Source organism: Paenibacillus sp. GYB004 (assembly GCF_036577605.1).
In the GTDB taxonomy this organism is placed as follows: domain Bacteria; phylum Bacillota; class Bacilli; order Paenibacillales; family NBRC-103111; genus Paenibacillus_AB; species Paenibacillus_AB oceani.
In genome coordinates, this window is record NZ_JARBDB010000040.1 from 202,957 (window position 1) to 216,804 (window position 13,848).

Sequence of the window (13,848 nt, forward strand, 5' to 3'; positions counted from 1 at the left end):
GTTGCAACCTGCTAGAGAAGGGCATAGTAGATCTCTTTCAGCGCTTCCAGCGGATGTCCACAGCTACTCTCCTTCCGGTGCACTTATCTCAGTATGTCATCACTTCCTCAAACCGCCTCTTCAATTTCGAATTCGTCCGTTACTTCCATACTCTGACTTTGTCTGTACTCCTGAGCTACCATTGTAGTAATGAACTCTACCGTTGGATCGATCTCTTCGACCGTTGCTTGTAACGTTTCGATATCTGAGTAGAAGAATTCTTTTCGCAAATTAACCTTATTAACTCGGTTTTTGGATAAAATCTGGTGTAGGTCTTGCTCCAATTGAACTGCATTATCACTAAACACCATTGCATGGATATCAAATTTAAACGGGACTGAAGCATCTCCCAACTCATCAATCCGCTCCAGCGGGTTTAGCCTTCGTGTCATCCCAATTTTAAACATATTTTCTCCAAAGGAGCCTAGATTTGAGATTACATAAATGTACCCTGCTTTTCCATTGGCTCGCTTGGTGATTTCTTCTTTCTGTTCTTCCACTTTTTTAATTTGCTCTTCCAGTTCAAGTAACCTTGCTTCTAGTACGGCAATTTTCCCCGGATCACTCTCTTTACTTAAGGTTTCTTTATTCTTCGCAATCTCTTTAAGATACTTTTGTTCTTCCTGCTCAATTTTCTTCCGTTCCTCTTCGAGCAACCGCTGCTCTTCTGCCTCTTGTCTCATTTTTTCTTTGATAAGTTTTTGTTCCTCTTTTTCTTTTTCCTTTTGGATAAAGTACTGATATTCGATCACAATCGCATTTTTAAACAATGGTTCGATTTCGGATAAAAATCTAGTAATGGTAGGTAAGATGCTTGCGTTACCACTTGCGCAAATTACTTGATACTTGCCAATAAGATTACTTGCATTCTCAATTGCCTTCTCTAAGTTGGTGTAGCTTAGTGTATACAAAATATTTTGAAGTTCAGCCTGAAGTCCAATAACCATCAAATGATAAATGGTTTTGTTAGCTTTCGTCGTGTACCTATCCTCATAAGCTTTTAATAAAGCTTTTATCTCTCTATGGTTCGCTGACATTTCTTGGCGAAGCTTCTTTGAATCTTTGTGGTGCAGGTGAAGCTCTACGAGAGTATTTAAAGCCCCCTCTCCTAGGCTTTCCTCAAGTGTCATCAACTCCTTCTCTATTTCTTCGAGCTTAATAGCACTAGGAAATTTCTCAATTAATTGTTTAATACCAACAGCTTCATTTTTAAACTTCCCAATAGTCTTTTCTATTTTCTTAATCTCATTTTGTTTGGATGTCAGTTGTATAGTAATCTCAGATAACTGTCGGGCCACTTGCTCAATCTCAGTACGTATGCCGTTAAGTTGACCCTGCGATGTTTCCAAAATATCAGTGGCTTGCCTTTTTGCATTGGTAATGGTCTCCTCGGCCTCCTGCCGGACAGACTCTCTTGCCTCGCGAATTGCCTCTTGAATCAACCTTTCCCTATCTTGTACTTTTCCTTCAAGTTCTAATAAATATGATGACTTCTCGTTAATCGATTTGTTCAGGAACAATAACTCTTTGAGCTTTTTGAACATCCTTCTATCTCCCTTTTTTAGTTTTTCAATAGCAATTAGAAGACAGCAGTTCCCTCATTTTTCTATCAATTCTCTTTCATTCGTGCCATTAAAGAATAACGGATTATAGTCCATCTCTCCTGGTTCTATTTTCCTACTCCCTCATTATACTTCCAATCCCTTCCGTTAGACATAGGAATTTGACAAATTTCGATAGATTATGCAAAACAAAAAAGACCAGCCCTACCTAGAGCCAGTCTCAATGCTTCTGTTATTATAATTATTCCTTACCCAGAACAATTCAACGATAGCACCATGTATCTTACGTATCTTAAGAGCTTTCGTCCGCTCTGGCGCCACGGCTAGACGCCGAAGCTATGAACCGCGTCCTGCATTTAGTTGCGGAGATTTGCCCCCCGCTCCGCGTGCGAGTCTTCCAGTTCATCTTGCCCGCGGCTTAGGTACAGCTCATGACTGTCGGGAGAACTTTCTCTCCGAGACGTTGTGCGTGGTTTTCCACGCCTTTCTTCTTCGGATATCCGTATAAATGAAAGCAGCCAAAGGAAAAGACACTAGTTACTTCTACCTTTTCGCACCGCTTAATAAAGGAACACGAAACACGTAGGGTTCAAGCGCTTCTCCCCGGAAATAGGTACCCCATTCATCCTGTCTTTCCATTACACTGCGCTGTGGGATTATAACGAGTTCCTCCGGCGTTTCCTTTGGCGTGCGTAAATGTTCGTCCGTAAACCGATATTTCCTTCGATCGCCTTCAACCGCTTCGCCTTCGCCGCCAACAAAACCCATCCCCATAATATAGCCCTTGTCATCCTGCACTTGAATGCTGCTGATAGCAGATGGGTCAGTAAACGAGTAATTCTCGGGCACGGTCATTTCGTAGTCGATCGTCGTACTGAGCGGTGTCATCACAACGCGTGCTACGTTGATGGTAATCCCGCTTACCTCATGAGAGATCCCCGGTTCAAAGGTTCGGGTCGCCTGATCCGAAAGTTCACGGGACACCATCAGCTCGAGGGACCAATTTCCTTGAATGTCTCCAATCCGATTTACCTTAATCGTCAACCGAAAATGCTCAGGCAACAGGCCACCCGGTCCCTCCTCATATCCATAGTTGCTTTGATAATAAATAATGCCCCCGTACCGGCCATCCTGGAGATCCTGAAATTCGCCTCCGGAGTGAAAGGCCAGCTTTTTTCCATCGATAAACAATTGAACGTCGTTCGTGTTCAACATGGATCTAGAAGCCGCATCTTTTGTAAACGACTGCACCATATCGAAAACAAGTTCGCCTTGATCCGCATATATATTTTCCACACTGAGTGTGATGCCTTGTTGAAGCGACTCTTGTCCCACAGAGGTGATTAAGCCCTTTTCCACAACCTGCTGAAACCCCTCAATTCGCAGCAGATTGACTACATAAGCCAACACTTTGGATGATAAAGGGAGCATCAACGTTGCGAAGCAAATGAACAGCAACATGCAAGTCATGACCATCCGTTTTGGGTAACGTCTCCCTACAGGTGCTAGGGTTCGCGGCTTTTCTTCCAGTAGGAGCCTGTGTCGGTTCAAGCTGCGGGCACTTTGTTTCAAAAGCTCATCAAGCTGGTTACTCATGACCATCCTCTCCTTCCAGCATGACCTTCAACTGTTCCTTAGCCCGGCGGAGACGCGATTTAACGGCTTCATGGCTTATTTTCAACACGGCGGAAATGTCCTGCAAAGTCATATCCTGATAGTAGTGAAGCACAATCATCTCGCGGTATTTAACAGGCAGCCGCATCACCTTGTCAAAAACGCCGGTGTCATCCAGTTTGGAATACTCATCCTTTGTTGCTGCCAATACGGATTTCATCCGATCGTGCTCCCAAAGCACGATTCTTCGCCAAAAGGCAGACCTGAGCATGCTTTTGCAGCGGTTAACTGTACATACTTTGAGCCATTTGCGCAAAGCAGGCTGATCCTTATCGGGATCGACTTTATGATAAGCCGTCATAAAAATTTCCTGAACACAATCTTGCGCAAGCTGGTAATCATTTAAATAAGACATAGCCAAGTGAAGCAGCTCGCTTTGATACTCCGATATTAAATGCTCGATCAAAGCATCTCCTCCGCGTTCTGCGGATTTCATTTTTGCATCTATGGCCAGTTTGGAATGGAACATCCCCTCACCTCCCTATCTAATACGCTTAAAGCACGTCAAAAGGGGTCATTTGGGAACTAAAATTTTCGAGATCGATTGCTATTCAGGTACTACCAGAACCTTGAAACCTCGAGCGAAATGCAGCAGCAGCATCCCGAACATGTTCTAACAAAACAAAAGCCAACTCATATAACACGGAGTTGGCCCGAATTTCTAACCTTATTTATTCAATCTTATTTCTCCCAAATCAATCCTTATAAGGATCAAACTCATCCGCCCCCGCCATACATACCCCGACGGGCTTCAAAACATGCAGTACCTCCACCGTCTCCGAGTGAGCATCCAGCACTTCCTGCAACTTCCGATACACGAACGGGCTCTCGTCCGTCCCGGCGCCGCGAAGTTCGACGCCGAAGCCTTGGACCGCTTCCTGCATCTGCTTGGCGGAGATTTGCCCCCCACTCCGCGTGCGCGTTTTCCAATTCATTTTGCCGGCAGCTTGGGTGCGGCTCATGATGCGGCCGGCTCCGTGGACGGTGCTGTAGTACGCGTCGCGGTTCTCCACTGTATCTTTACCTTTCACGATGACGGAGATGTCGCCCATGCTGCCCCCGATAAAACCGACCTGGCCCGGCGCGGACGGGGTCGCTCCTTTTCGAACGACGATGACCTCTTTGCCGCCGTGCGTCTCTTTCCACGCATAGTTGTGGTGGTTGTGTACTTCGAGGTTCGCTTCCGCTCCCAGGATGGACAACACTTGCTGGATCACGTAATCACGGCCGGCGTAAGCGTAACGGCCGGCGAGCTTCATGGCGCGGTAGTACATGTCGCCGAGCTCGCTGCTCAGATCGAACAGGATGGGAGGCTGCTCCATCTTCTCGCCCGGGGCGTTCCCCAGGAAAGCCCGGTTCGCCTGCAGGTTCATGAAGCCGCTGGCCGTCTTGTGCCCGAAGCCGCGGCTCCCGAAATGGTTGCCGATCCACACCCGGCCCGTCTCCGCTTCTACGAACAGATCGACGAAATGATTGCCGCTGCCGACGGTGCCGAGCTGGTCGCGTGCCAGTGCCTTCAGTTTATCGTGCTCCTGGGTGCCGATCGTCTTGTAGACCGCCCAGTTCGGATCGTCAAACAGCTCATGATCGACCTTCTGGTTATTCACACGGCCCACTCCGAATGAGATTCTCCGCGCGATTTCGTCCATGATCGCCGGGAGTCTCGGCAGCACATCGTCCGCCTGCAAATTCGTCCGCACCGCCTTGTTCCCGCATCCGATATCGTAGCCTACGCCGGATGGGGAGATTTGCCCGTCGTACACGACGACACCGCCGATCGGCTGGCTGTATCCTTTGTGATGGTCGGCCATCAGCAGCGTTTGGACGACGCTGCCGTTCTCCGCGCATGTGATCGCTTGCGCCAGCGCACCTTCGTCGGGCTTCCCCCAGACGCGCACGCCTTGTATCGTTTGATAAGCCACTCTCGTTCAACTCCAGTAAGCAGCCACGGACAGGGCGTCTATGGCCGTATTTTTTCCCTATTATAAAGCGTTCAAGTCCATTCCGGCTACCCGCTCGGTCATCGAGCGATATCCTTGTACCGACTGTGCGATATAGCTAAGCACGGTGTCGCTCCAGCCGTAGATGTAGAAGGACCTCGGATCTTGATCCGGAACCATCGCGTGCCGGTAAGGAGCCAGATCGACGATAAACGCCTTCGTTTCGCGGTTCACTTTCGAACGGTATCGCTTCAGTTGCTCGTAGAACGGGCTGCCGCTGTTTTGCTGCTCATCGGTGATGATGATGATCTGGTCCACGACTTTCCGCTCCTCGATCAGCTTGCGTACCGGGGCCCCCGTATCGGTTCCTCCGATGGCGCGGATCCGCTCCGCTTGGGTGAGGATGCTGTCGTGACGGGAAGGCTTCGCATCGTAGACGTTCGTATCGAACAGCCAGAACAGCGAGCTCCCTTGTGTCTTCTTGTATAACGCCAGCGCAAAGACGGCACCGGTCTCCAAATACGAGCCGTTCATCGAACCGGAAATATCGAGGAAGATCGCCGTACGCTCCCCGAGCTCGGGTAGATTGTCGAAGGTGAGCTCGACCGCTTCCCGCAAAGCGTCGCGAAGCTCCGGATGATCGACCTGACGGAATGCCGTCGCCAGACGGAACGGCAAGATTTTGGCCTTGCGCAGCGCCTGCTTATCGGTCATCCGGTTCACGACATATTCCAGATTCCGCTTCTCCTCCAGCACACCGGCCCTTTGCAAAGCGTTCATATGACGAAGCAGCGCAAACGTCGGCATCTGGTACAGCAGCGCTTCCCAGACCGCCTTCGACGGTTTGATCGCCCCGGTAACAGTCTCGTACGGCAGCTTGCCGCGCTCGATGCAGGCGATTCGCTCCTCCTCGGTCTGCGCCGCCTTCAACTGCTCCAAAGCTTCCACCTGCGGCAGCAAAGCCAGATTCGCTTCCTGTCCCCGCAAATAGCGGAACAGCGCTTGCTGCTTGAGATCCTCCGGCTTCGGGTGCGCCGTAGCGATGGCATCGCCCAGACTGTAGCCGCGTCCGCGCCCGTTGTATTTGACGGCCCAATATTCGGACACCCCGGACAGGAAACGGTTCACCTGGCGTTTGACGGCACGCCCTCCCTCTCCGCGCCCTAGTCCTTTCAGGATCGTCAGGAAATCCGACAGATCGGAAGGAATCCGCACGACCTGCAGGAAGATTAACGCGAACAGATCCGGACGGTAGAGCGACAGAATCGCCAGCCCAAAAAGCGGCTGCAGTCTCATCAAGCCTTCTCCCCGGGCAAACACGATCGCTTTCGCCATAAAGTCCGGCCGGGCGGCCGCCATCTCGTGATGGAGCTGGGCCGCTTCGTTCATCAGCTCGTTTTGACTCGCATAAAACGTATTACTCATCGTATTCGTCAGAAGCGTCTGCACATATTGCTCCTCGGCAGATCGCGTATAGGCCGGATAGTTGTCTTTGTTGAACGCCTTCGTTCCTTGGGAACCAAAAAGCTTTTTCGCGATACTCATGTTTCGTAAACCTCCTTAACGAACACCGGCGAGGAAAAGGCGGAATAGGTTTGCTGCAGGAGTCGAACCTGCCGTATTGCTCCGGGTATTCCTTTGGTCGATTAGCTCGAAGTAACCCATCCCTACGCCTCGCCGGTTATTCATTTACTGGAAAAGTCGAAGGAACCCTTTCTGGCGCCTCGCTTCGTTGATTGATTGAGTAGAGGAATCCTCGAGGAAAAAGGTCGGAAAGGTACATAACTGCTCTACCCCTGAGCTATTCCGTCTTTCGGCGGAAGTTGGATTCGAACCAACGGCACGTCGCTTAACAGGCGAAGTATCCCTTCCATGCGCCTCGAAGATTCCGTTTCGGCTTTCGCCGGTTGGCGTCGGCCTTCTGGTACCATCATCGCTTATTTGGGGGCCCGCGAACATGGCGGAAGTATTACGACGAGCATATTTTTCCCTTTTACCGCTGAAAAAAGAGTCCGAGTTCCGCTCAGCGAAAGTTTTGAAGGAATTCGTCTACGAGGATCTGGTGATCGAGCCCGGCAGAAAAAGCGGATCGAGAAAACGTTGTTCTTGGAACCGATCGATAAGTTAACTGGAGAAGTAGAGGATGAGACAGGAAAACGGCTGCCGGGTGGCAACCGCTTGGGTGGTTTTGGTAGGGTTATGAGTCCCATTCCTCGCGAGATTGTTCCACTTCGTCAAGAAGTTCCTTGCCTCGTTCAGGAGATAGGGTTCCTGCCGCCTTCAGAAGATCAGCAATCGAGCAATCTTCCTCTTGAGCTTCCACTGTCCGTTGATCTATTTTTTTGGAGATCATTATTTTCCCTCCAACTGAATTATTGTTGAATCTACTATAACATACTTACAAATTCATTTTGTGAAAGGAAACCAAAGGAAAAAAGCCGCTCGAGAGCGACTTTAGATATAGGTTGTACAACTGAGCTTGGGCGGTTCGTATTCCTCCGGAAAGGGGAAATGCGTATGAATTTTTCGTTGCACGAAGTCATTTTGCTCGGGATGTTCCTTCTCGCGCTTCTGACCTATCTGAATCGAAAAACCCGACCAGGTTAGCGCCAAGGGATAACGGGTTATTTCCAAGTAAACAGTTACTTAAGAGGAATCCCGCCCAAGTGATTGTACAGGGAGTCGTTGGCGACCGGCTCCTGCTTTCTATTCTAAAGTATATTATCCTGAAAATATGCTGGCAAGCCAATTGTTGCGAATTTCGCATCCCTCGCTGACTGGCGTAGGAGATCTTCTAGCGCTATTCGGGCTTATCCACCTTCGGGGGCAATCCAAGCATCCGCCGCATCTCGTTAACGACTTTAGGATCGGAGGGTAACCGGACAGCTCTGGGATAAAGGTGGATTACGATTGGAAGAGCATCCGCTGTCAGTTGATATTTCAGCAATCTGCCCAGGACGTTGCCGTCTGAATTACGGATTTGAATATCCTCTTCAGGCTGGAAACCTCTGCTCGACAATATATCGATCCAAGCCGCTCCCAAGCTGACAATGTGCTTAACCTTGCGCTCGGTTGCAATCTCATAGACTGCGTCGAAGGATAGGTTCGTTGCTGTTGCCCGGTTCATCCAACCTCTCACGGAGTCCATTTCCCTATACCATTTGGAATGGTACGGAATATACTCCATCGTATGAAGGAATTCAAAGCTTAAGCCTACATCGAACTTGGCCTCGCGATACCGGGTTCTTCTCCAGCCGCATCCGTTGGCGTGGATACCATGCAGAGGGCATGACTCTTTACATATAGAACTAGTTCTTGGGATCGGAATCCACTTCGTGTCCACACATCCGCATTCTTGAAGGAAGTCGCTTCTTCTCCACGACTTATACCTTTCTACTACGTTCTGATTAATCTTGCTCGAATAGTTATCCACTTCCCTAACAGCACCGGGATTCATTAGCAGGACGAGCAAGTCGTTCGACATATCTTCTTCCAACGGCCCGTAGAAAGGCTCGGGATATAAGAAGTGCGGAGTCTCTGCCTCATCAATCAACTCCTGCGGGTAGTTTTCCTCCAGCTCCTGGATTCTTCTCACAGGGTCCGGTGATTCGTAGATCCCTCTCCAAAAATCTACCAACCGCTGAACTGCGCTCATCTGTAGATGCCCCTCTCGTAAAATCATGATCTCTGGTTATAGGTTGGTTCTTAAGATTCACTCCTTAATACCCATTCGACAAGGTGTAACATTTTTCCTACAGTGTTAGTGGTAGAAGATGAACGACCTGTTTCCAAATGATCTCAACGGGACGCTTTTCCATGTAACGATCAAAAAAGAGCCCTCGAGCTCGATGGCTCTCCGGACTCCTGTTTTGAACAAATGGTTACGTTACGCTTGCTTCAAAGCTCGTTAACTTACATTTACTTATGAACAGCAATAAACTTGGCATCCACGACGGGGATTGATTCTATTCCGTATTCTTGTAGGCCTTTTGCAACTCCCCAGAGTGTGATCGTATCATTCAGCACAATTCGCTCCTCGCCATAGGCACGGACAAAATGTACGTCAATTAAGTTTACTTGTAAAATATTTCGATCTTCGCTAGGCACATGTACTTTAAAGTTAATAAAGTGACCGTCTTCTTTCAGATATATGATTTTTCCGGTAAGTTCGACCTTCTTCAACCTATGTAAGCTAGGGTTTCTTTTCAGCTCGGCGTATGGAATGACTTCAACCGAACTTTGGAATTCCTCAAAAGATTCCACCCTCGGTACCAGGTATCCGGTGTAGCTATCTCCCGATTCGTTCGTTCCCCCGCATGATGTCAAAATCATGGCTGGCAGCAGTATACCCAGCGCGATTCGTTTAACCGCCCGTATCATGTTCAACCCTTCACCTCTCTGTATGCTCGTGCGGCAACAGCGCACCTTGCAGACTCTAAGATTCCCAGTTTTTTTGCTCCAGTCTGCCGTTAATAAACATCAGCGTGATTTTCGGGGGATCTATGAACGTTTTGAACGTCTTCCGATACTTCTCTTTATAGACGTATTCTTGGATCGTAAACAAAGTTGTGGTATTGTCCGTGGTTAAATAACCCGGCTGGCCTAGTAACGTTATGGCGTCTACTACATTCATGCCAATTTCGAGCTGACCGTACTGCTCTAAGGTCATTCGTGGGAATCGTTTGTTGTACAAATAATAAGGCGTGTACACAGCGCCCAGGATCAGTCCGATCACAATAAGAAACTTAATCCAAGCCATAACTGTCCGCATTCCATTACTCCTTTAGTTGGGTATAATGGAATATATATACGAAGAGTGATTTGGAAAGTTGCACCTGTTTATTTTAAAATTCGACAAAGTTTGCTCACTCGTCAAGCGTTCATTATTGTCCCAGTAATAGAAAAGAAAAAAGCCGCTCAAGAGCGACTTGTGGTAGAATATGGGTTGTACAACTGAACTTGGGCGGTTTCGTATTCCTCCGGAAAGGGGGAATGCGTATGAATTTTTCGTTGCACGAAGTCATTTTGCTCGGGATGTTTCTTCTCGCGCTTCTGACCTACCTGAAACGAAAATAACCCGCCCAGGTTAGCTGCCACGGTGCGGGTTATTTCCAAGCAAGCAATTACTTAGGAGGAACCCCGCCCAAGTGTTTGTACAGGGAGTCGGTGGCACCCGACTCCTGCTTTCTATTCTAAGCATATCACTCTGGAAATATGCTGGCAAGCCACCTATTACATTTCGCAGCTTCACTCATGTCGCTCCACTCTCTCGTAGAAATAAAGCTATGTGTAATAATCCAGCTTACCGTTCTCGATGATCTTTCCCCCCATACTTCCCGCAACGCCTGCCGGAACAACTCGTCGAGCTGCCTGTCGTGCACCCTTTCGGCTGTTTTCATCGCTGCGGCCGTCTGCTCGAAGTAACTGATTTTTTCGTTCAAATAGTCGTGAATCGGGTTCACCCTTGGCTCGTAGTCCAGCTCTTCTCCCGCCTTCTTGCGGACGAGCAGCGTCCGGATCGCCTCCCTCAGCTCGCAACCTTCCGGCACCAGCGCCTCTACGAGCGGGTCGAACTCCATCGGCGGCATAGTTCCGTAGCGCTCGATCCAACCGCAGGCAAGCACCGGCCTCAGCACATAAAAGTATTTCTTGATCCTCACCTGCTCGCCTTGCAAATATTCCCGGAAGTTCCCCTTCGCCATATTCAAGTAATGATACGTGCACGATTTGGGGGAAAAGGTTAACGGCGATAAGCTTCGGATCTGCTCCGCCACCGTATACGCTTCGTAGTACCGGATCGGGGACTGCAGCCATTCCAGCAGCGGCGGATTCGACTTGCGGAACAAAACCAGCGCTTTGCGGAGATCCCAGCCGCTTATATCCAGCAGATCGCTCACCGGACGTTCGATGACGTCCCTTTTGTCGAAGATCGATAAATACCAGTCCACCGGCCTTATGTATAAAAAACGCACGTCATAGTCGCTGTCCTTGGACGGGAACCCCCATGCCCGGCTCCCCGATTCGCAGGCGTATAGGATGCGGACGTTCTCCTGTTGTTCAATCTGGCGAAGCTCCTCTTGAATGACTCGTTGATACTCGGACATGACAGTCCCTCCTTAACAAAATGAATGCAAAAAAGCCACGGACTCCAAAAGTCCATGGCCGAACAGATCACAAAATGAACTTACCCCAACCGGACCCAAACGGTACGATTGGAATACACTTTCACCTGAATACAGACCGGCAGGTCCGTTGAGCGGGGATGAGCCTATTCCATTGGCTGACGAACTGGCGTTCATTCTTATCGTGAATCGCATTCGGTGAGTAAATTAGCTGATCGAACATGGCGCCCGGACCTCCTTCTGAGATAGATAATGGCAATGATATGCCGGAAACCAGTTTATGTCAATAGAAAATATTCAGCCGGAGCTCTCCCCATTGTGCTGAATCACGAAGCGGGAGGCGTGCCGTTCATCACCTTCCCCCCCTTGCTACCCGGGCTGAAGTCACAAATACGCCTATATCCATTTCCAGTCTATTCCTCGTCGTGATAGAATAGGCTATGTGCTTATTCATCCGTTCTGCAGCACCGATATGGACAAAGGAAGTGATCCCGTGCCGGAACCTTCTATTCAGCGCGAAACGCCGAGAAGAATGCAAACCTACGTCAAAACCAAACCTCCGAAGCAACGGCTGCCGCTGCCCGGAATTCCCGGTCAAGGCGAGCTGCTTCTCTTGTTTATAGCAGTAAGCTATGTAATATTGGGTTTTCTGAAGTCTACGAAACTGGTGGAGATCGAGCCGCCGGTGATCGCCAGCTTCCTGCTGGCCGGCCTGTTCTTCGCCTTATCCGATCTGGTTCGCATCGGATTCCGTTCCGGACCGCTGATCAAATGGTTGTGCGTCTTCATCTACGTCGTCTCTTTGGCGGGATGCGCCCTGTGCATGATCGTGGTGCCGATCGCCTACAAGGATGTCGGCTGGCTGAACGCCGCCATCGTCCCGCTGGGCGACCTGTCCGTTCTGTCCGGCATGGGGATCATCATCGCGGTACTCGTGCTCAACAATATATGGATGCGTCGGATCTGGGCCGATTCGGAGAAAACTCTGGAGAAAGCTAGGGAGAACGCTCGGGATAAAACTTTGGATCAAGCCTCGGATCAAGCTATGGACGCCCCCCTCGGGGAAAACCTTACACCAAGCTCCAGAAGTCGGGGCGGGAGGAGATAACAGGCGACGTTCGCCGCGGTAACGGGAATCCAAACCGCTTCGCCCCCGCATATCCCGCCGCGTCCACGATGTTCGAAGCTCCGCCTTGTAGCGCAGCCAATCATCTGCGACGAGCTCCCCCTGCCCGCCCCAATCGGAACCATCGATTCCTTCTGCCAAAACGTCGGCCCCCTTATCCGCATAAGGACCGACGTTTCGTGTATTACCGCCAAAAACAGCTCCGGCGAGGTGGCAAACGGACCTATATGCTCCTCCAGAAAGCCGACAACGCTTCCGATATGCCGAGCTCTTTGGCAGCCACTTCCGGCTGTAATTCCGTAGCTTAAGGATGACAGAATCTGGATTGTTCATGAAGAATAGTTTATATGCTTACAGATTCGTAATGCAGCAGCCCAAAGCGTGACAACGCGACTGAATCGCACTTACCTTCTCCCTGCTTTTAATCGGTCGGCAACAAAGGTTAAATCTTCAATGAAGTACTTCATCAGTACAGGTCTGCGGCGGACAGCCAGCGGGTGATAAGAGAAAGCTGCCGGTATATCTTGAATCTGGTGCCATTGTTTTCGCAAGCCTTTAACCTCGGCTTCATTCTAATTGGAATGGTTAGAAATTTGCAGCAAAGCCATACTATTCCCAAACGGATCGAGCGGAAAACCCGGTGGCCCGAACCTTGCTTTGCCTTTCCTTTTCCTTGGCATTGCGGTCATCGCCTGTTCCGGATCATCATCATTCGATCTTCGTCCATCCCGTGTTCGAACAATTCCAAAAATAAATCTTTACAGTTAGCTAGACAACACGTTATAATGGAGTATAACTCAATAATTGTAGTCGCCGAGTTTTCTTCTAAGAAGAAAAACGGGGGAACCAATGTTCATGGGGTGAATCGGCCGCATCATTACGCGCCGAAGGGCGATTTCTCACCGCCCGAATCCGTCAGCTAACCTCGTAGGCGAAGGTGGGGAGGATAGATTTGTTTTCGAACACAAGGTCTAGCCTTGTGTTTTTTGCGCTCTCATCAGGCAAAAAAGCGGAAAACTAACGAAAAACATCTATATGTATTCCTTCCCCTGTCAACTGTGCTGTCATGTCGGTTTGAGCTGCTTCACTTTTGATTCTGAGAGGAGGATTTACAATGAAAGAAAAGTTGGTGAATCTATTCGACAAGTTGGATGAACGCGACCAGAAGGCGGCCTTCGAGTTCATTCAAGCACTGGCCCGCCGGAAAAACCAACCCGCTGCAGAAGAGGACGTATCGCAATTATTCGGCAAAAATTTCTTCGTACTGCCCGATTAAAGCAAAAGGGAGCATAGCCCGGCAAGCGAACCGCCTGCTGAAGCTATGCTCCTTCGTTTTTGACGCACAGCTGCGGCAGTACGGCTCCGTGAAGCCCTCGCCCTCTTCC

12 protein-coding genes, 1 pseudogene and 1 riboswitch are annotated in these 13,848 nt (G+C 49.5%); of the genes and pseudogenes, 3 read left to right on the forward strand and 10 right to left on the reverse strand.

The genetic code is table 11. The features are described from left to right. Positions 1 to 107: 107 nt before the first annotated feature. From PV433_RS17185 to PV433_RS17205, 6 genes and pseudogenes are all read right to left on the reverse strand, one after another. Positions 108 to 1,583: a GIY-YIG nuclease family protein gene (locus PV433_RS17185; RefSeq protein ID WP_332073295.1), complete on the reverse strand. Its 1,476-nt coding sequence runs from the start codon at positions 1,581 to 1,583 to the stop codon at positions 108 to 110. 316 nt (positions 1,584 to 1,899) lie between these two features. Then, positions 1,900 to 2,019, reverse strand: a pseudogene (locus tag PV433_RS34140) (RtcB family protein); the annotation flags it as partial. Positions 2,020 to 2,144: 125 nt separating this feature from the next. Then, positions 2,145 to 3,197 carry a DUF4179 domain-containing protein gene (locus PV433_RS17190; protein WP_332073296.1) on the reverse strand — a complete coding sequence of 351 codons (1,053 nt, stop codon included), beginning with the start codon at positions 3,195 to 3,197 and terminating at the stop codon, positions 2,145 to 2,147. Further along, positions 3,190 to 3,744, reverse strand: a complete 555-nt coding sequence (locus tag PV433_RS17195) for a sigma-70 family RNA polymerase sigma factor (RefSeq protein ID WP_332073297.1) — start codon at positions 3,742 to 3,744, stop codon at positions 3,190 to 3,192. The genes PV433_RS17190 and PV433_RS17195 overlap by 8 nt, the downstream gene beginning before the upstream one ends. Before the next feature lie 226 nt (positions 3,745 to 3,970). Next, positions 3,971 to 5,197, reverse strand: a complete 1,227-nt coding sequence (locus tag PV433_RS17200; protein WP_332073298.1) for an RtcB family protein — start codon at positions 5,195 to 5,197, stop codon at positions 3,971 to 3,973. A gap of 60 nt (positions 5,198 to 5,257) precedes the next feature. Further along, positions 5,258 to 6,760, reverse strand: coding sequence for a TROVE domain-containing protein (locus tag PV433_RS17205; protein ID WP_332073299.1), 1,503 nt, complete (start codon positions 6,758 to 6,760; stop codon positions 5,258 to 5,260). A 327-nt stretch (positions 6,761 to 7,087) separates the two neighbouring features. Between PV433_RS17205 and PV433_RS17210 the strand changes: the two genes are divergently transcribed. Next, positions 7,088 to 7,597: a hypothetical protein gene (locus tag PV433_RS17210; protein WP_332073300.1), complete on the forward strand. Its 510-nt coding sequence runs from the start codon at positions 7,088 to 7,090 to the stop codon at positions 7,595 to 7,597. Positions 7,598 to 8,015: 418 nt separating this feature from the next. Here PV433_RS17210 and PV433_RS17215 read toward each other — a convergent pair whose 3' ends face one another. From PV433_RS17215 to PV433_RS17230, 4 genes are all read right to left on the reverse strand, one after another. Continuing rightward, on the reverse strand, positions 8,016 to 8,870 hold the full coding sequence (locus PV433_RS17215; RefSeq protein ID WP_332073301.1) for a hypothetical protein: 855 nt from the start codon (positions 8,868 to 8,870) through the stop codon (positions 8,016 to 8,018). 263 nt (positions 8,871 to 9,133) lie between these two features. Next, positions 9,134 to 9,601 (reverse strand): hypothetical protein, encoded by a 468-nt coding sequence (locus PV433_RS17220; protein WP_332073302.1) that lies wholly within the window; start codon positions 9,599 to 9,601, stop codon positions 9,134 to 9,136. Between the two features lie 49 nt (positions 9,602 to 9,650). Beyond that, the gene (locus tag PV433_RS17225) at positions 9,651 to 9,986 is read right to left on the reverse strand and encodes a hypothetical protein (RefSeq protein ID WP_332073303.1); all 336 of its coding nucleotides are present in this window, start codon (positions 9,984 to 9,986) and stop codon (positions 9,651 to 9,653) included. Positions 9,987 to 10,416: 430 nt separating this feature from the next. Continuing rightward, on the reverse strand, positions 10,417 to 11,319 hold the full coding sequence (locus PV433_RS17230) for a nucleotidyltransferase domain-containing protein (protein ID WP_332073304.1): 903 nt from the start codon (positions 11,317 to 11,319) through the stop codon (positions 10,417 to 10,419). A gap of 511 nt (positions 11,320 to 11,830) precedes the next feature. Between PV433_RS17230 and PV433_RS17235 the strand changes: the two genes are divergently transcribed. After that, entirely contained in the window at positions 11,831 to 12,445 is a 615-nt protein-coding gene (locus tag PV433_RS17235; RefSeq protein ID WP_332073305.1) for a hypothetical protein, read from the forward strand. 819 nt (positions 12,446 to 13,264) lie between these two features. Further along, positions 13,265 to 13,412, forward strand: a riboswitch (cyclic di-AMP (ydaO/yuaA leader). A 165-nt stretch (positions 13,413 to 13,577) separates the two neighbouring features. Continuing rightward, a complete protein-coding gene (locus tag PV433_RS17240; protein WP_332073306.1) occupies positions 13,578 to 13,739 on the forward strand; it encodes a hypothetical protein in 162 nt (53 codons plus the stop codon). The last annotated feature ends 109 nt before the right edge of the window (positions 13,740 to 13,848 follow it).